Below are 18488 nucleotides of genomic sequence, written 5' to 3' on the forward strand. Positions count from 1 at the left end.
TTCACGACGCGCTCGCCCCCGGGCTCCCACCGTCCCCGGGTCGCTACTGGCTGCGTACGGCGCTACTCGTCCCATCCAAGCCTCTCGCCGGGCCCAGTGTACGGGCCCGTACGGCCAACGGCCGACCGGTTATCGGCGGCGCACGGGCGTGACCCGAGTGGCGGGACGGGGTACAAGGACTTCCCGGCGCGGCCCGAGGGCCGGATTACCGGGCGGGGAGCTGGGAACAACGGAGGCAGGCACGCCACGACCGGACACGGGGAGGGCGCGAAGGCGGCGTGCCCCGTTGCCGCGGGGCTGGAGTCGATTTATCGTCCCAGCACGATTCGCGAGCAAGATCACAATATGTGAAGGGGCCGCGGCCATGGTGGCGAAGAAGACGGCGGAAGAGACCGCGGCCGAGCACGACGGCACCCACGAGCCACCGGTCGGCCAGGAGGCCGCGCCCGCGAAGAGCGCGGAGAAGAAGGCCGCTTCCAAGAAGGCGTCGGTCAAGAGGACGGCTGCGAAGAAGACGGCTGGGAAGAAGACCGTGGCGAAGAAGACCGCGGCGAAGAAGACGGCGGCCGGCGAGAAGCCCGCCGCCGAGAAGAGCACCGCCAGGAAGAGCACGGCCGAGAAGGCGTCGAAAGAGGCCGCGGTGGCGGCCACGGAGGCGGCCCGGGCCGCCGAGCAGACGGGAGCCCACACGGTGGTAGCCAAGAAGAGCGCGAGTCGTCACGCAGCAGGCGCACAGGCCACGGCCCCCGTGCCGCCGGCCCGCGCCGCCGCCCCCGACGAGCTGGCCGTCCGGCCCGGGGAGGACCCCTGGACGCCCGAGGAGGTCACCGAGGCGCGCACCCTGCTGACGAGCGAGACGCTGCGGCTCCGCAGCGAGCTGGAGACCTCCGGCGCGGCGCTCGCCGGGCTGATGCGGGACTCCGGCGACGGCGCGGGCGACGACGAGGCGGACACCGGCACCAAGAACATCACCCGCGAGCACGAGCTGTCGCTCGCCGCCAACGCCCAGGAGATGCTGGAGCAGACCGAGCGGGCGCTCGCCCGGCTGGAGGCGGGGACGTACGGGCTCTGCGAGGTCTGCGGCAAACCGATCGGCAAGGCGCGGATGCAGGCCTTCCCCCGGGCCACCCTGTGCGTCGAGGACAAGCAGAAACAGGAGCGGCGCGGCTGATCCGCACAGGTGTGTCGTACCCTCATCCTCAGGCAGGCACCTAGGTTGAGGGACTCACGTGGCAGAGGCGGAGCGCATCATCGGTACGCCGGACGATCCCGAGGCCGAAGGCACGGACGAAGGCGGCAGCACGGCCGCCGACGCGGCCGTGAACACGGGCCGGGGCAAGCGGAAGATCCTCATTCTCCTGAGCGTGGCCGTCGTGGCCTATCTGCTGGATCTGAGCACCAAGATGATCGTGGTCGCGAAGCTGGAGCACCAGCCGCCGATCGACATCATCGGCGACTGGCTCCAGTTCCGGGCGCTCCGGAACGCGGGCGCCGCGTTCGGGATCGGCGAGGCGTTCACGGTGATCTTCACCATCATCGCCTCCGGAGTGATCGTGGTGATCATCCGGCTGGCCCGCAAGCTCTACAGCCTGCCGTGGGCCATCGCCCTGGGCCTCCTCCTGGGCGGTGCGCTCGGCAACCTCACCGACCGGCTCTTCCGGGCGCCCGGCGCGTTCGAGGGCGCGGTGGTGGACTTCATCGCCCCCAAGCACTTCGCCGTCTTCAACCTCGCCGACTCCGCCATCGTCTGCGGCGGCATCCTCATCGTGATCCTCTCCTTCAAGGGCCTGGACCCCGACGGGACCGTCCACAAGGACTGACCGCCCGGCGCGGGGACCTGCGGGCGCAAGGCATACTCGACAGGTGAGTACGCACCCCGAGATCCGCACCCTGCCCGTACCGGACGGCCTGGAAGGCGAGCGCGTCGACGCCGCCATCTCCCGCATGTTCGGTTTCTCCCGCACCAAGGCCGCCGAGCTGGCCGCAGCCGGGAAGGTCCAGGTGGACGGTTCGGTGGCCGGGAAGTCCGAGCGGGTCCACGGGGGCGCCTGGCTGGAAGTGGAGATGCCGGGGGCGCCCGCCCCCGTCCAGATCGTCGCCGAGCCCGTCGAGGGCATGGAGATCGTCCATGACGACGACGACATCGTCGTCATCATGAAGCCGGTCGGCGTCGCCGCCCACCCCAGCCCCGGCTGGACCGGCACCACCGTCATCGGCGGCCTCGCCGCCGCCGGCTACCGGATCTCGACGTCCGGCGCCGCCGAGCGCCAGGGCATCGTCCACCGCCTCGACGTCGGCACCTCCGGCCTCATGGTCGTCGCCAAGTCCGAGCGCGCCTACACCCTGCTCAAGGCCCAGTTCCGCGACCGGGTCGTCGACAAGAAGTACCACGCGCTCGTCCAGGGCCACCCGGACCCGATGAGCGGCACCATCGACGCCCCCATCGGGCGCCACCCCAACCACGACTACAAGTGGGCGGTCACCGCCGAGGGCAAGCCGTCGGTGACCCACTACGACCTGATCGAGGCCTACCGCGCCGCCAGCCTCCTCGACATCAAGCTGGAGACCGGCCGCACCCACCAGATCCGGGTCCACATGTCCGCCCACCGCCACCCCTGCGTCGGCGACCTCACCTACGGCGCGGACCCGACCCTGGCCAAGCGCCTCGGGCTGACCCGCCAGTGGCTGCACGCCGTGCGCCTGGGCTTCGAGCACCCGAGCGACGGCAGCTGGGTGGAGTTCTCCAGCACCTACCCGGCCGACCTCCAGCACGCCCTCGACACCATCTCCGCGGAGAGTCAGTGACCTCCGCCCCCTCCCCGTACAGCACCCGCAGGGCCGTCGAGGAGAGCGACCTCCAAGCCTGCTTCCAGGTGCGCAAGGAGGTCTTCGTCGGCGAGCAGGACGTGCCCGAGGAGCTGGAGTACGACGCCCACGACGCGACCGCGGTGCACGTCCTGGCCGTCGCGGCGGACGGCGCCGCGCTCGGCACGGGCCGACTGCTGCACGGCGCGGACGCGGCCGGGAAGACCGGCGACGACCCGGCCGTCGGCTCGCTGGGCCGGCTCGCCGTGAGCCGGGAGGCGCGTGGCCTCGGGGTCGGCGCGGCCCTGGTGCGGGCCATCGAGGACGAGGCGCGGGCGCTGGGCCTGACCGCCGTCGACCTGCACGCCCAGACGCACGCCCTCGGCTTCTACGAGCGGCTCGGATATGTCGCGTACGGCCCCGAATTCCCCGACGCGGGCATGCCGCACCGGGCCATGCGGCGGGAGATCCACCCGGCCTGAGTGCCGGTAGCGGGGGGTATCGGCCGAATCGCGCGCCTCGCGTGGCAGGGTGGGAGCCCTGTTCGGCCGCTTGTGGTGTGCCGGAACCGCATGCTCCGGAAGGCGCCTCGTGGAACAGATGTCCCTCCTGCTCCTGCTGCTGCTCGGAGCCGTGGTCACGGTGCCGCTCGGTGACCGGCTGGGGCTGCCGGCGCCGGTGCTGATGACCCTCGTCGGCATCGCGATGGCGTTCATGCCGTTCGTGCCGAACGTGGACATCCCGCCGGAGATCATCCTCCCCGCACTGCTCCCGCCGCTGCTCTACGCCACCGTGCAGCGCACTTCCTGGCGGCAGTTCGCCGCCAACAGACGCCCGATCTTCCTGCTGGCCGTGGCCCTCGTCTTCGTCACCACGGCCGCCGTCGCCGCGGTCGCGAGCTCGATCGTGCCGGGGCTGCCCATCGCCGCCGCCGTCGCCCTCGGCGCGCTCGTCGCCCCGCCCGACCCGGTCGCGGCGACGGCCGTGGCGGGCTCCGTGGGACTGCCGCGCCGACTGGTGTCGATCCTGGAGGGCGAGGGGCTCTTCAACGACGTGACCGCCATCGTGCTCTACCATGTGGCCATCGCCGCCGCCGTCAGCGGCACCTTCTCGCTCCCCGAGGCCTTCGGGCTGCTGCTCCTCTCCGCCGTCGTCGCCCTCGCCGTCGGCCTCGCGCTCGGCTGGCTCACCATCAAGCTGATGAACCTGCTGGGCGACGCCACCCTCCAGGTCGGGCTGACCCTGCTGGTGCCGTTCGTCGCCTACGTCCTCGCGGAGGAGCTGATGGGCTCCGGCGTGCTGGCCGTCCTGACGGTCGCGCTGTTCCTCGCCGAGCACACCGCCGACGCCGACGACGTGCTGGGCCGGCTCACCGGACGGACGTTCTGGGACATCGTCGACACCCTGGTCACCGGCGTGGCCTTCGGGCTGATCGGTCTGGAGCTGCACAGCGTCTTCGGCACCGCCGACGGGCACGCCCTGGAGATGGTCGGCTGGGGGCTCGCGATCGTCGCCGTCGTCGTCGGCGTACGGCTGCTGTACCTGCTGCCGGCGACCTGGCTGGCCAAGCGGCTCCACACCCGCCGCGACGTCAGCGAGGAGATCCCCACCAGCTGGCGGGAGACCGTCGTGATGTGGTGGGCCGGGATGCGCGGGGTGGCCTCCGTCGCCCTGGCGCTGGCGATCCCGCTGGAGACCGACGACGGGCGGCCCTTCCCCGGCCGTGACGAGATCATCTTCATCGCGTTCGCCGTCATCATGGCCACCTTGGTCTTCCAGGGACTCACCCTGCCCTGGCTGGTGCGCAAGCTGAGGGTCCGGGCCGACACCGTGGCCGAAGAGGCACTGGAGCGGGACCTCGCCGTCCGGGCCGCCAAGGCCGCCAAGTACCGCCTCAAGGAGATCCAGGAGGTCGAGGAGCTCCCCGAGGAGGTCATGGAGCGGCTCCAGCGCGCCGCGTACGACATCGGCGCCCGGATCAGCCCGGACATGGTCGACGAGGAGCGGCGCGAGGCCTACGCCCAGCGCGCGGAGCGCTTCAAGGCGATCAGCCGTGTCCAGCGCGAGATGATGTCGGCCGCCCGCCACGAGGTGCTCTCCGCGCGCAGCGAGCCCGGCTCCGACCCGGAGGTCGTGGACCGGGTGCTGCGGTATCTGGACTTCCGTTCGCTGCGCTGAGGACCCTCGCGGGCAGTCTCAGCCGCGGCCCGTGCGCGGGGCCTTGGAGCCGTCCCCGTCGGCGGGCGCCGCCTTGTCCAGGACCGCCCGGGGCCCGGCGCCCGTCAGCTCCGCCCACTGCTCGCCCGGCGGCAGGACGGCGGGGCCGGTGGCGATCCGCGGCAGCGCGTACGGGTGGTGGTCGCGCAGCCAGCCGATCAGCTGCTCACGCACCGCGCAGCGCACCGTCCAGATGTCGTCCGCGTCCTTCGCCGTGACCACCGCCCGCACCTGGATCGTGGACGGTGTCGTGTCCGTGACGGCCAGCGACCAGTCCCGGCCGTCCCAGGTGGCGATGTCCCCGAGGAGCTCCCGCAGCTTCTCCCGCATCGCGGCGACCGGAGCGGAGTGGTCGAGATGGAAGAAGACCGTGCCCGTCATCTGCACCCCGCCGCGCGACCAGTTCTCGAACGGCTGGCTGGTGAAGTAGGAGACCGGCATCGTGATCCGCCGCTCGTCCCAGGTCCGTACCGCCAGGAACGTCAGGGTGATCTCGTCGATCGTCCCCCACTCGCCGTCCACCACCACGGTGTCGCCGAGCCGCACCATGTCGCCGAACGCGATCTGGAATCCGGCGAAGAGATTGCCGAGCGTCGACTGGGCGGCGACACCCGCGACGATGCCGAGCAGACCGGCCGAGGCGAGCATCGACGTGCCGACCGCCCGCATCGGCGGGAACGTCAGCAGCATCGCCGCGATGGCGACCACCGCCACCACCGCGATGACCACCCGCTGGATCAGCGTGACCTGCGTACGGACCCGGCGGACCCGGGCCGGGTCGCGGCCGGCCGTCGCGTACCGGGCGTAACTGGCCTCCACGACCGTCACCGCGATCCGCACCACCAGCCAGGCGGACGCGCCGATCAGCACCAGGGTCAGCACCTGGCCGATCCCGGCCCGGTGATCACGGATCCAGTCGATGCCCATCTGGCGGTAGCTGCTGCGCAGCAGCGCCGTGATGAGCACCACCTGGAGCGGAGGCCGGCAGCGCCGCAGCAACCCCCACAGCGGGGTCTCGTGGTGACGGCTGTCGGCCCGCCGCAGCAGCCGGTCGACCAGCCAGCCGACCAGCAGGGTGATCACCACGGAACCACCGATGACGATCAGCGGGCGCAGCACGCTCTCCATTCCCTCGTCCTCCAAGCTGTAGGGCGGCCCGCAGGGCACAAATGGCACCATGGGCCTCATGAACATCATGCTTTTCCACTCGACGTACGGGCTCAGGCCCGCCGTGCACGCCGCGGCCGCGCGCCTCAGGGACGCCGGCCACGAGGTGCGCGTGCCCGATCTGTTCGAGGGGCACACCTTTGACACGGTGGAAGAGGGCATGGCCCACAAGGAAGAGGTCGGCAAGGAGGAGCTGCTGAGGCGCGCCGTGCTGGCCGCCGCGCCCTATTCCGACCAGGGGCTCGTCTACGCCGGCTTCTCCCTCGGGGCGGCGACCGCGCAGACCCTGGCGCTCGGCGACGCGAAGGCCCGCGGGCTGCTGCTGTTCCACGGCACCTCGGACATCGCCGAGAACGCCTCGGTGGACGAGCTCCCCGTGCAGCTGCACGTCGCGGACCCGGACCCCTTCGAGTCCCACGACTGGCTGAACAGCTGGTACCTCCAGATGCAGCGCACCGGAGCGGACGTCGAGGTCTACCGCTACCCCGGGGCCGGGCACCTGTTCACCGACCCCGATCTGCACGACTACGACCAGGCGGCCGCCGAGCAGACCTGGAAGGTCGCGCTCGGCTTCCTGGCGACCCTGTAGAAACGCGCGACACCCGGCGCGTCCGGACGGTCGGCCCGCCCGGACGCGCCGGGTGTCACGGAAGGCTGAGGCGTTACGCCTTGAGCGCCTTGTCGATCGCCTTCGTGAACTCGTCGGCCGTCATCGGGGCGTTCTCGCTGCCCTCGGCCGTGATCTTCTCGTCGTCCATCTTCAACGTCGGCGTGCCCTGCACACCGCTCTTGTCGAACGACGTGGACATCTTCATGGCCCAGGCGTCGTACGTGCCGTCCTCGACGTCCTTCTGGAAGTCCTTGTTCCCCTTCAGCGCGTCGACCGAGTCCGCGACCTCGATGAGATAGCTGTCCTTGGCGAACTTGTCGTCGCTCTCCTCGGGGTGGAACTTCGCGGAGTACAGCGCGGCCTTGTACTCCATGAACGCCTCGGGGCTCACGTCCAGCGCCGCGCCGAGCGCGCTCAGGGCGTTCTTGGAGCCCTCGCCGTTGTCGGTGTTGTCGATGAAGGTCGCGCCGACGTACTTGACCTTGTACTTGCCGGCCTCGACGTCCTTCGAGACGGTCTCGCCGACGCCCTGCTCGAACGTGGCGCAGACCGGGCAGCGCGAGTCCTCGTACAGCTCCAGGGTCTTCTTCGCGCTCGACTCGCCGATCACCACGGTGGTGCCGTCGTCGCCCGAGGTGTTCTTCGGCGCGGTGACGTTCTTCGCGTCCGAGGCCGCCTCCCAGGCGTCCGGCTTGTTCAGCTGCATCACGCCGTAGCTGATGCCGCCGACCACGGCGAGGGCCGCGACGACCGAGACCGCCACGACGAGCTGCTTGCGCGTCTTGTCCTTCTTCGCCTGTGCCTCGCGCTCGGCGCGCAGCCGCTCGCGGGCCGCCGCCTTGTTCGTCTGGGTGTTGCGCTTGCTCATGGTCATTCTCCGTGGGTACGTGTGTGGGGAGTGGGCGGTCCTGCCGTCGTCGCGTCGCCGTGCCCTCAGGCAGCGGCGTACGTCACGAGCGGCGGGCCCCTGCGGCCCACAGAGTGCACGAGGAAGCGGGCGGTGAGCGGCGGGTGCGGACGCCCGGCGGGCCGGGAGCGGCGGACCGCGGCCCGGACGCCCGCGCGCACCACGGCGACCGCGACCAGCAGCGGCCGGAACGCCAGCAGGGCCGCCGCGCGCAGCAGCCCGGCCAGGGCCGCCTCGCCGCGCCGCAGCCAGGCCGCGGCGAGCAGCCCGACCGCCACATGGGCGACGAGCAGGAGCCAGGGCACGGCCGGTCCCGGCTGCGCCAGCAGCGCCGCCGCACGGTCGCCCGCACCGGCCACCTCGGCCAGCGGGGTGCCCACCGCGCCGACGCCCGCGATCCGGGCCCCGCCCGCGCCGACCTCGCCGCCGCCGCACAGGACGTCGAAGCCCACCGCGCGCAGCGTGCCGGCGACCGGACCGCCGGCCGCCCCGTAACAGAGGTGCTGGCCCGTGGTGAAGAGCGTGTCGGCGGCCAGCTCCAACGGGACCAGCAGGCCCGCGATCGCCCCGAAGCCGCGCTCCCGGCCGGCCAGCGCGTACGCCACCGCGAAGACCGCGGCGGCGAGCAGCACGACCGCGGTCAGCGGCAGCGGGACCCGGGAGAGCAGCACATGGGACGCCGTGGACAGGGTGACGACGAGCGCGGTGAAGACCGCCGCGCGCGCGACCCTGAGCTGCGTCCCTGAAATGTCCATCGCCGGAAAGTGTGTCATGCGCCGAGGTAAGCGGACCTTAAAAGAGGCTGAGAGTCCCCGGTGCCCTCCGGGGACTCCGGAGCCCTACAGGCCCGGGATCCGGCCGTTGCGGAAGAGGTCCACGAAGATCTGGTGGTCCGCGCGGGCTCTCGCCCCGTAGCTGTGGGCGAAGTCGACCAGCATGGGCGCGAAGCTCTCCTCGTCGGCCGCGATGGCCGCGTCGATCGCCCGCTCGGTGGAGAACGGCACCAGCGAGTGCCCGCTCTCGTCGTCGGCGGCCGCGTGCATCGTGGCCGTCGCCCGGCCCAGATCCGCGACGACCGCCGCGATCTCGTCCACCTCGTCGATGTCGGACCAGTCCAGGTCGACCGCGTACGGCGAGACCTCGGCGACCAGCTGACCCGAGCCGTCCAGCTCGGTCCAGCCCAGCCACGGGTCCGCGTGCGCCTGGAGCGCGCGCTGCGAGATCACCGTGCGGTGCCCCTCGTGCTGGAAGTACTCCCGCACGGCGGCGTCCGAGATGTGCCGGGAGACCGCCGGGGTCTGCGCCTGCTTGAGGTAGATCACCACATCGTTCTCCAGGGCGTCGCTGTTGCCCTCCAGCAGGATGTTGTACGAGGGCAGCCCGGCGGACCCTATGCCGATGCCCCGGCGGCCCACCACGTCCTTGACCCGGTAGGAGTCGGGACGGGTCAGGCTCGACTCCGGCAGCGTCTCCAGATAGCCGTCGAACGCGGCCAGCACCTTGTAGCGCGTCGCGGCGTCCAGGTCGATCGACCCGCCGCCGTCCGCGAACCGGCGCTCGAAGTCCCGGATCACCGTCATCGAGTCCAGCAGCGAGAAGCGCGTGCGCGACCGGGCGGCGCGCAGCGCGCCCAGCAGCGGGCCGTCCGCGGTGTCCAGCGTGAACGGGGGCACCTCGTCGTTCTTCGCGCCCGCCGCCAGCGCGCGGATCCGCTCGCGGTAGGAGTCGGCGAAGATCGTCACCAGCTCGCTGATCTGCTCGTCGGCCAGCGCCTTCGCGTAGCCGATCAGCGCCACGGAGGCGGCGAAGCGCTTCAGGTCCCAGGTGAAGGGGCCCACATAGGCCTCGTCGAAGTCGTTGACGTTGAAGACGAGGCGGCCGTTGGCGTCCATGTAGGTGCCGAAGTTCTCCGCGTGGAGATCACCGTGGATCCACACCCGGCCGGTGCGCTCGTCCAGGAACGGGCCGCCGTGCCGCTCCCGCTCCAGGTCGCCGTAGAACAGGCAGGCCGTGCCCCGGTAGAAGGCGAAGGCCGAGCCCGCCATCTTGCGGAACTTGACCCGGAAAGCGGCCGGATCGGCGGCCAGCAGCTCCCCGAAGGCGGTGTCGAAAACGGCGAGAATCTGCTCCCCGCGCCGCGCTGCGCCGGTCTGCGTTTCCGACATTTCTTGCTGCCTCCTGCTGTAGCTGGCGTGTCCGGCCGGACCGCTGGTCCGCCCGGTCGGGTCCTGACTGAGTGCATGACAAAACGGACAGGTGTCCCGCCTTCTCCAACGCTCGGCGGAAGCCGGGAGTGCCCGTCGTTCGACTCCGTCACGTCGTAGACTTCCACGCTGTCCCCCCGTCCGTCATCGCCCGACTTCCCGGAGGCCCGACGCCGTGACCAAGCCGCCCTTCACGCACCTGCACGTTCACACCCAGTACTCGCTGCTGGACGGTGCGGCGCGGCTCAAGGACATGTTCGAGGCCTGCAACGAGATGGGCATGTCGCACATCGCGATGACCGACCACGGCAACCTCCACGGGGCCTACGACTTCTTCCACTCGGCGACGAAGGCGGGCGTCACGCCGATCATCGGCATCGAGGCGTATGTCGCCCCGGAGTCGCGCAAACACAAGCGCAAGGTGCAGTGGGGACAGCCGCACCAGAAGCGCGACGATGTGTCCGGATCCGGTGGTTACACCCACAAGACGATCTGGGCCTCCAACAAGACCGGGCTGCACAACCTCTTCCGGCTCTCCTCCGACGCGTACGCCGAGGGCTGGCTCCAGAAGTGGCCCCGGATGGACAAGGAGACCATCTCCCAGTGGTCCGACGGCCTCATCGCCTCCACCGGCTGCCCCTCCGGCGAGGTGCAGACCCGGCTGCGGCTCGGCCAGTTCGACGAGGCCGTCCAGGCGGCCTCCGACTACAAGGACATCTTCGGGGCGGACAAGTACTTCCTGGAGCTGATGGACCACGGCATCGAGATCGAGCGCCGGGTCCGTGACGGGCTGCTGGAGATCGGCAAGAAGCTCGACATCCCGCCGCTCGTGACGAACGACTCCCACTACACGTACGCCAACGAGGCCACCGCCCACGACGCCCTGCTCTGCATCCAGACCGGCAAGAACCTCTCGGACCCCGATCGCTTCCGCTTCGACGGCACGGGCTACTACCTCAAGACGACGGACGAGATGTACGCCGTCGACTCCTCCGACGCCTGGCAGCAGGGCTGCGCCAACACCCTCCTGGTCGCCCAGCAGATCGACACCGCCGGCATGTTCGAGGCGAAGAACCTCATGCCGAAGTTCGAGATCCCGGACGGCTTCACGGAGATCACCTGGTTCCAGGAGGAGGTCCGGGTCGGCATGGGCCGCCGCTTCCCGAACGGCGTCCCCGACGACCGTCAGAAGCAGGTCGAGTACGAGATGGACATCATCATCCAGATGGGGTTCCCGGGGTACTTCCTGGTCGTCGCCGACTTCATCATGTGGGCCAAGAACAACGGCATCGCGGTGGGCCCCGGCCGTGGCTCCGCCGCCGGTTCGATCGTCTCGTACGCGATGGGCATCACCGACCTCGACCCGATCGAGCACGGGCTGATCTTCGAGCGGTTCCTCAACCCCGAGCGCGTCTCCATGCCCGACGTCGACATCGACTTCGACGAGCGCCGGCGCGTCGAGGTGATCCGGTACGTGACCGAGAAGTACGGCGCCGACAAGGTCGCCATGATCGGCACCTACGGCAAGATCAAGGCCAAGAACGCCATCAAGGACTCCGCCCGCGTGCTGGGCTACCCGTACGCGATGGGCGACCGGCTCACCAAGGCCATGCCCGCCGACGTCCTCGGCAAGGGCATCGACCTCAACGGCATCACCGACCCCAAGCACCCGCGCTACAGCGAGGCGGGCGAGATCCGGGGGATGTACGAGAGCGAACCGGACGTCAAGAAGGTCATCGACACCGCCAAGGGCGTCGAGGGCCTGGTCCGGCAGATGGGCGTGCACGCCGCCGGCGTCATCATGTCCAGCGAGCCGATCGTCGACCACGCGCCGCTCTGGACGCGGCACACCGACGGCGTCACCATCACGCAGTGGGACTACCCGCAGTGCGAGTCGCTCGGCCTGCTGAAGATGGACTTCCTCGGCCTGCGCAACCTGACGATCATGGACGACGCCATCAAGATGGTGAAGTCCAACAAGGGCGTCGACCTGGAGATGCTCTCCCTCCCGCTGGACGACCCCAAGACGTATGAACTGCTCTGCCGCGGCGACACGCTCGGAGTCTTCCAGTTCGACGGCGGACCGATGCGTTCCCTGCTGCGCCAGATGCAGCCCGACAACTTCGAGGACATCTCCGCCGTCTCGGCCCTCTACCGGCCGGGCCCGATGGGCATGAACTCGCACACGAACTACGCGGAGCGCAAGAACGGCCGCCAGGAGATCACTCCGATCCACCCGGAGCTGGAAGAGCCCCTCAAGGAGGTCCTCGGCCTCACCTACGGCCTGATCGTCTACCAGGAGCAGGTCCAGAAGGCCGCCCAGATCGTCGCCGGGTACTCGCTGGGCGAGGCCGACATCCTGCGCCGCGTGATGGGCAAGAAGAAGCCCGAGGAGCTGGCGAAGAACTTCGTCCTCTTCGAGGCCGGCGCCAAGAAGAACGGCTTCTCCGACGCCGCGATCAAGGCGCTGTGGGACGTGCTGGTCCCGTTCGCCGGGTACGCCTTCAACAAGGCGCACTCCTCCGCGTACGGGCTGGTCACCTACTGGACCGGATACCTCAAGGCGAACTACCCCGCCGAGTACATGGCCGCCCTGCTGACCTCGGTCAAGGACGACAAGGACAAGTCCGCGGTCTACCTCAACGAGTGCCGCCGCATGGGCATCAAGGTGCTCCCGCCCAACGTCAACGAGTCGCTGTCCAACTTCGCCGCCCAGGGCGACGACGTGATCCTCTTCGGCCTGACCGCCATCCGCAACGTCGGCCAGAACGTCGTCGACTCGATCATCCGGTCCCGCAAGGCGAAGGGGAAGTACAGCACCTTCCCCGACTTCCTGGACAAGGTCGAGGCGGTCGTCTGCAACAAGCGCACCGTGGAATCGCTCATCAAGGCCGGCGCGTTCGACGAGATGGGCCACACCCGCAAGGGCCTCGTCGCCCACCACGAACCGATGATCGACAACGTGGTGCAGGTCAAGCGCAAGGAGGCCGAGGGGCAGTTCGACCTCTTCGGAGGCGGCGAGGAGGAGAGCGGCGAGCCGGGATTCGGGCTCGACGTGGAGTTCTCCGACATCGAGTGGGAGAAGGCCTACCTGCTCGCCCAGGAGCGGGAGATGCTCGGCCTGTACGTCTCCGACCACCCGCTGTTCGGCCTGGAGCACGTGCTGTCCGACAAGGCCGACTCCTCGATCTCCCAGCTCATGAGCGGGGACTACGGCGACGGCGCCATCGTCACCGTCGGCGGCATCATCTCCGGCCTCCAGCGCAAGATGACCAAACAGGGCAACGCCTGGGCCATCGCCACCGTGGAGGACCTGGCGGGCTCCATCGAGTGCATGTTCTTCCCCGCCACCTACCAGCTGGTCTCCACCCAGCTCGTCGAGGACACCGTCGTCTTCGTCAAGGGACGGCTCGACAAGCGCGAGGACGTGCCCCGGCTGGTCGCCATGGAGATGCAGGTCCCCGACATCTCCAACGCCGGGACCAACGCGCCCGTCGTCCTCACCATCCCCACCGTGAAGATCACCCCGCCCATGGTCACCCGGCTCGGCGAGGTGCTCAGCCACCACCGGGGCGACACCGAGGTGCGCATCAAGCTCCAGGGCCCCCGCAAGACCACGGTGCTCCGGCTCGACCGGCACCGCGTCAAGGCCGACTCGGCCCTCTTCGGCGACCTGAAGGTGCTGCTCGGCCCGGCCTGCCTGGCCGGCTGAGCGCGCGTCGACAGCGAGAGGGGCGCCCCGCATCGGCGGGACGCCCCTCTCGCTGTCCTCAACGGCAGTCTCCGCACCGCGAGCGGCCGACGGGTCAGTTGTGGCCGAAACGTCGCTGATGCTTGCGCGCCACGTCGGACGGGCTGCCCTGCGCCTGCGGCTGGTTCTGCGACTCGTACGCCGTCGACTTGGCCTCCTCCGCGCCACGCTCCGACGCGGACGCGCGGTCGTGCTGGCTGCCCTGCTTGCGGTTCTTGTTCTTGGCCATGGTGAATGCCTCCTGTGGGGAATCCTGGGGGGCCAGGACCGTTGTCAGATTCACATAGCGCCGCAAACGCCGCATGTTGGATCATTACCGTCCGTAGTGGTTTCCGCGGCGAGGCCCCGTTCCGCGGTCCCCGCCCGGCCTCTCCCGTCCTCTGGCCTCCTTCCGTCTTCCTTTTCCCGCCCTTTCTCCCGTGCCTTCTCCCGTCCTCGCTCCCTCCCTTCCTCCTGTCCTTTGCTCTTCCTTTCCCGATCCGCCACGCCGATGATCCAGTTCCGGCCGTTAACCCCTGTGCGGTCGGGCAGACTCGAAGGAAACCCTGGGTAAGCGGACCCGGTTATCGAGGAGCGGGCCGCTGAACCGTTCCCGAATTCGGAAGAGGGTGGAACGCGTGGACCGTTGCGTCGTCCTGGTGGACGCCGGCTACTTGCTGGGCGCAGCCGCGAGTCTGCTGGCCGGAGAGCCCGCCCGTTCCCGCATCACCGTCGACCACGCGGCCCTCATCCAGGGGCTGCGCGAACGCGCCGAGGCCGACACCCAACAGCCCCTGCTGCGCATCTACTGGTTCGACGGCGCCCCCGACCGGGTGCCCCAGCCCGAGCACCGCCGCCTCCGCGTGATGCCCCGTGTGACCGTCCGGCTCGGCGCCCTGACCCGCAGTGACGGGCGCTGGGCGCAGAAGGGCGTCGACGCCGCCATGCACGCCGAGTTGACCGAGCTGGCCAGGAACCGGGCCTGCTCGGACGTGGTCCTGGTGACCGGTGACGGCGATCTGCTGCCCGGCCTGATGTCCGCCAAGGAACACGGGGTCGCCGTCCACCTCTGGGCCGTGCAGGCCGCCGACGGCGACTACAACCAGTCCGAGGACCTGGTCGCCGAGGCCGACGAACGGCGGGTCCTCGACCGGGCCTGGATCACCAAGGCCGTACGCGCCAAGGACCTCGGCGGCACCTGCGCCCCGCCGCCCGTCCCGCGCCCCGAGATCGCCGCGATCCTCTCCGCACCGCTGCCGGAGGCCGCCCTCGCCGCCTCCGCCGAACGCGCCTCCGAGGCCCAGGCCGCGGCGGCCCGGGACGGCGCCGCCGCCGCCGCCGAGGACGCCGCCGCCCCCTCGTCCGACACCCAGCCCGCCCCCGGCCACAAGGGCGTCCCCACCCCCAAGGACCTGGCCGCGCTGCGCGCCCACGCCACCCACCCGGACCGCCAGCACCCGCCCCAGCCCGCGAACGCCACCCTGCGCTGGTCCTCCGACAGGGGCTGGGTGGAGCGTGGCGGGCCCCTCGGTGAGCCGGCGGAGACCGCGTCGCTGCCGACCCTCGCCCAGGTCACCAGCGCCGAACAGCGCTGGGCGGACCGGGAGGAGGACATCACCACCGTCGGCGGCGACCCCTTCGAGGTCGGCCAGGTCTTCGCCCGCCGCTGGATGGAGCGCCTGCCGGAAACCGTCCACCTGCAGAAACTCTCCACCATGTACCCGCGCATCCCGCACCGGATCGACGGCGAACTGCTGCGGTACGCGGCCCGTTTCGGCCTCCTCGCCCACAAGGACGACCAGATCGACGAGCACGACCGCTACGCGATCCGGGCCGGCTTCTGGCGGGAGATCGACGTGCGGGCCGCCGCCGAGCACGTACCGGCGGGGGAGTAGCCGGCCGCGCCGCCCGACGACGCGGGGTGGCCCCGGACGCGAACCGGGGCATGTGACCCCGTACCCTCGTACCTCGTGAGTACGGGCACAGCACAGGCGCAGAGGGACACCGGCACCGTGTGCGCGGTGCGTGATCTGGTCAAGACCTATCCCGCCGTCCGGGGCCGCCGGGGCGCCCCCGCGACGCCCGAGGTCCGCGCCACGGACAGCATCAGTCTGGACGTGGAACGCGGTGAGATCTTCGGACTGCTCGGCCCCAACGGCGCCGGCAAGTCCACACTGGTCCGTCAGCTCACCGGGCTGATGCGGCCCGACTCCGGCAGCGTCGAGGTGCTGGGTCACGACCTCGTACGCCACCCCGAGCGGGCCTCCCGGCTGATCGGCTACCTCGGGCAGGAATCCACCGCCCTCGACGAACTGACCGTCTCGCTCGCCGCCGAGACCACCGGACGGCTGCGCGGTCTCACCGTCCGGGACGCGCGCGCCGAGCGCGACGCGGTCCTGGAGGAGCTGGGCCTCACCGCGATCGCCGGGCGGCCGCTGAAGAAGCTCTCCGGCGGTCAGCGACGGCTTGCCTGCTTCGCCGCCACCCTGGTCGGCGACCGGCCCGTCCTCGTCCTCGACGAACCGACCACCGGGATGGACCCGGTCGCCCGCCGCGCCGTCTGGGCAGCCGTCGACCGCCGCCGGGCGGAGCGCGGGGCCACGGTCCTGCTGGTCACCCACAACGTGATCGAGGCCGAGACCGTCCTCGACCGGGTCGCCGTCCTCGAACGCGGCCGGGTCATCGCCTGCGACACCCCCGCCGGGCTCAAGGAACAGGTCGCCGGGGAGGTGCGCGTCGAGCTGGTGTGGCGCGAACGGGCCCCGCTGGACGTCCCCGAGGTGGCAGCCCTGCGGCCCTCCGCCCAGGAGTCCGGGCGGCGCTGGGTGCTGCGTCTGGGGCCGGACGAGGCACGGGCCGCGGTCGCCGCGGTGACCGGCGGAGCGGCCTTCGCCGCGCTCGACGATTTCACCCTGGCCACGCCCAGCCTGGAGGATGTCTATCTCGCGCTCGGGGGAGACGCGGCCAATGCGACCAAGGGGCTGGTGAAGGCGTGAGGGACTGGAGAGGCGTGGGGAGCGTGAACGCGGTGAACGCGGGGGGCGTGCGCGGCAGGTCGGACGAGTCGAACGGGTTGGACGTGTCTCAGGGGAGCGGCCGCAGGTGACGAGCATCATTCCGGCCAGGACCACACCGCCGCGCGCCCGGCCCGCTTCCGGCCCCGCTGCCACGGGCCCCGCCCGTACCGTCGCGGCTCCCCTCGCGCCGCGCGCCCGGCTGCTGCCCTCGCTGGCCGCCGTCTACCGCGCCCAGCTCTCCCGGGCACGGGTGGCCCGGATCCCGCTGCTCTTCGTGGCGACCTTCCAGTCCGTCGGGATCATGGTCCTGATGCGGGGCGTCGTGGACGGCGGCGCGGAGGCCCGCGCGGTGGTCGCGGGGTCCAGCGTCCTGGTCGTCGCGTTCGTGGCGCTCAACCTGCTCGCCCAGTACTTCGGGCAGCTGCGGGCGGGCGGCGGACTCGACCACTACGCCACCCTGCCCGTGCCGCCGGCGGCGGTGGTGCTGGGGGCAGCCGCCGCGTACGCCTCGTTCACCGTGCCCGGCACGGTCTTCACCGCGATCACCGGGAGCGTGCTGTTCCAGCTGCCGATGACCCATCTGTGGGTCCTGGTGGCCGTCGTCCCGCTCTCCGGCGCGGCCCTGGCCGGTCTCGGCGCGGCACTGGGGCTGCTCGCCCCGCGCCCGGAGCTGGCGACCCTGCTGGGCCAGCTGGGGATGTCCGCCGCCCTGCTGCTCGGGGTGCTGCCGGCCGACCGGCTGCCCGAGCCGGTGGGGTGGGCGCGCGACCTGCTGCCCTCGACGTACGGGGTCGAGGCACTGGCCCGGTCCTTCGACGCCCGCCCGGACTGGGGACTCATCGCCTTCTTCCTCGCGATCTGCGCGGCGGTGGGGGTTCTCTCGCTGGCCGCGGCGACGTGGGCGTACCGGCGGGCCGCCGTACGCTGACGGGGCCGGGGGCCGCCGGGTGCGGCATCCGGTGAGGCGCCTCACAGGGGGGCCTGGCACGATGGCACGGTGACCGCACCTCTGACGCCGCCCCACCAGCCCGGCCCCCACGACCCGTGGCAGGCCCCGCCCTCGGGCTCCCACCCCGCCGCGCCTTCGGCGGGCGATCCGGACGACCCGGACACGGCCACGGAACTCCGCCAGGCCGCCGCCGTCCTCGTCCTGGTCGCGCTCGCGGGTATCGTGCTCGGGCTGTTGTGGCTGTGGCTCGCTCCGCGCGTTCCGCTGGTCTCCGACGACACGGCCGTCTTCCTCGAGAACAGCGAGGGCGAGGAGGCGATCGGTGCGGACGGGACGTTCGTCCTGCTGGCCATCGGCTTCGGCGCGCTCTCGGCCGCCGCCGTCTTCTGGCGGCTGCGTCGCGGGGGCGTTCTCGTGGTCGTGGGGCTGGCGCTGGGCGCGCTGCTCGCCTCGCTGGTGGCGTGGCGGGTCGGCATCTGGCTGGGGCCGTCCTCCGACGTGGTGGCGCGGGCCCGGGAGGCCGGTCAGGGCGTGACGTTCGACGCGCCGCTGGAGCTGCACTCGGTGTGGGTGGCGGTGCTGGCGTGGCCGTTCGCGGCGATGGGGATCCATCTGCTGCTCACCGCGGCGTTCGGGCCGCGGGACGTGGAGCCGGACTGGTCGGGGTACGCGGAGTATGACGGGCCTGTGCAGGGGCCCCTGGCGGGGCCGTCTTCCGGGTCTCCGGCGGGCGGGCCGCCTTCTGCGGGTGGGGGCGGCGGGGCGGCCTAGGGTCGCCTGCGGCGGGCCTGTTGCCCTTCTCGAAACCGGGGTGCTGCCCCGGGCCCTGCTCCTCAAGCGCCGGAGGGGCTGGACATGTGGGGCGCTGCCCCGGGCCCTGCT

General features: G+C 71.2%; 16 protein-coding genes. 11 read left to right on the forward strand and 5 right to left on the reverse strand.

Annotation, left to right across the window (positions count from 1 at the left end; all coding sequences use genetic code 11):
- Window positions 1-364 precede the first annotated feature (364 nt).
- From ACIRJT_RS08405 to ACIRJT_RS08425, 5 genes are all read left to right on the forward strand, one after another.
- Complete coding sequence (locus ACIRJT_RS08405) at window positions 365-1171, forward strand: TraR/DksA family transcriptional regulator (RefSeq protein WP_403906185.1); 807 nt, start codon at window positions 365-367, stop codon at window positions 1169-1171.
- A gap of 58 nt (window positions 1172-1229) precedes the next feature.
- Window positions 1230-1820: a signal peptidase II gene (lspA, locus tag ACIRJT_RS08410; protein WP_403906188.1), complete on the forward strand. Its 591-nt coding sequence runs from the start codon at window positions 1230-1232 to the stop codon at window positions 1818-1820.
- Window positions 1821-1863: 43 nt separating this feature from the next.
- Window positions 1864-2805 (forward strand): RluA family pseudouridine synthase, encoded by a 942-nt coding sequence (locus ACIRJT_RS08415; RefSeq protein ID WP_003969718.1) that lies wholly within the window; start codon window positions 1864-1866, stop codon window positions 2803-2805.
- The gene (locus ACIRJT_RS08420) at window positions 2802-3287 is read left to right on the forward strand and encodes a GNAT family N-acetyltransferase (RefSeq protein ID WP_403906191.1); all 486 of its coding nucleotides are present in this window, start codon (window positions 2802-2804) and stop codon (window positions 3285-3287) included. The genes ACIRJT_RS08415 and ACIRJT_RS08420 overlap by 4 nt, the downstream gene beginning before the upstream one ends.
- A 109-nt stretch (window positions 3288-3396) precedes the next feature.
- On the forward strand, window positions 3397-4983 hold the full coding sequence (locus ACIRJT_RS08425) for a Na+/H+ antiporter (RefSeq protein WP_403906194.1): 1587 nt from the start codon (window positions 3397-3399) through the stop codon (window positions 4981-4983).
- An 18-nt stretch (window positions 4984-5001) separates the two neighbouring features.
- Here ACIRJT_RS08425 and ACIRJT_RS08430 read toward each other — a convergent pair whose 3' ends face one another.
- Entirely contained in the window at window positions 5002-6150 is a 1149-nt protein-coding gene (locus ACIRJT_RS08430) for a mechanosensitive ion channel family protein (protein WP_403906196.1), read from the reverse strand.
- 49 nt (window positions 6151-6199) lie between these two features.
- Here ACIRJT_RS08430 and ACIRJT_RS08435 point away from each other — a divergent pair, with 49 nt between their 5' ends.
- Window positions 6200-6778, forward strand: a complete 579-nt coding sequence (locus ACIRJT_RS08435; RefSeq protein ID WP_371622939.1) for a dienelactone hydrolase family protein — start codon at window positions 6200-6202, stop codon at window positions 6776-6778.
- 73 nt (window positions 6779-6851) lie between these two features.
- On the opposite strand, the gene ACIRJT_RS08440 is transcribed toward ACIRJT_RS08435, so the two are convergent.
- The 3 genes from ACIRJT_RS08440 to ACIRJT_RS08450 form a co-directional block, all read right to left on the reverse strand.
- Entirely contained in the window at window positions 6852-7667 is an 816-nt protein-coding gene (locus ACIRJT_RS08440; RefSeq protein ID WP_403906199.1) for a DsbA family protein, read from the reverse strand.
- A gap of 65 nt (window positions 7668-7732) precedes the next feature.
- Window positions 7733-8461, reverse strand: a complete 729-nt coding sequence (locus ACIRJT_RS08445) for a hypothetical protein (protein ID WP_403906202.1) — start codon at window positions 8459-8461, stop codon at window positions 7733-7735.
- A gap of 84 nt (window positions 8462-8545) precedes the next feature.
- Complete coding sequence (locus ACIRJT_RS08450; RefSeq protein ID WP_403906205.1) at window positions 8546-9871, reverse strand: DUF2252 domain-containing protein; 1326 nt, start codon at window positions 9869-9871, stop codon at window positions 8546-8548.
- Between the two features lie 214 nt (window positions 9872-10085).
- Here ACIRJT_RS08450 and dnaE point away from each other — a divergent pair, with 214 nt between their 5' ends.
- Window positions 10086-13622 (forward strand): DNA polymerase III subunit alpha, encoded by a 3537-nt coding sequence (dnaE, locus tag ACIRJT_RS08455; protein WP_403906207.1) that lies wholly within the window; start codon window positions 10086-10088, stop codon window positions 13620-13622.
- 94 nt (window positions 13623-13716) lie between these two features.
- Here the strand turns inward: dnaE and ACIRJT_RS08460 are convergent, their stop codons facing one another.
- Complete coding sequence (locus ACIRJT_RS08460) at window positions 13717-13890, reverse strand: hypothetical protein (protein WP_403906208.1); 174 nt, start codon at window positions 13888-13890, stop codon at window positions 13717-13719.
- A gap of 379 nt (window positions 13891-14269) precedes the next feature.
- On the opposite strand from ACIRJT_RS08460, the gene ACIRJT_RS08465 reads away from it, so the two are divergent.
- From ACIRJT_RS08465 to ACIRJT_RS08480, 4 genes are all read left to right on the forward strand, one after another.
- A complete protein-coding gene (locus ACIRJT_RS08465) occupies window positions 14270-15535 on the forward strand; it encodes an NYN domain-containing protein (RefSeq protein ID WP_403906210.1) in 1266 nt (421 codons plus the stop codon).
- A 117-nt stretch (window positions 15536-15652) separates the two neighbouring features.
- Entirely contained in the window at window positions 15653-16636 is a 984-nt protein-coding gene (locus ACIRJT_RS08470) for an ABC transporter ATP-binding protein (protein WP_403906577.1), read from the forward strand.
- Between the two features lie 106 nt (window positions 16637-16742).
- Window positions 16743-17585, forward strand: coding sequence for an ABC transporter permease (locus ACIRJT_RS08475; protein ID WP_403906211.1), 843 nt, complete (start codon window positions 16743-16745; stop codon window positions 17583-17585).
- A gap of 69 nt (window positions 17586-17654) precedes the next feature.
- Window positions 17655-18377 carry an ABC transporter permease gene (locus tag ACIRJT_RS08480; RefSeq protein ID WP_403906213.1) on the forward strand — a complete coding sequence of 241 codons (723 nt, stop codon included), beginning with the start codon at window positions 17655-17657 and terminating at the stop codon, window positions 18375-18377.
- Window positions 18378-18488: the final 111 nt, after the last annotated feature.

The organism is Streptomyces sp. NPDC102283, from assembly GCF_044766265.1.
GTDB lineage: Bacteria > Actinomycetota > Actinomycetes > Streptomycetales > Streptomycetaceae > Streptomyces.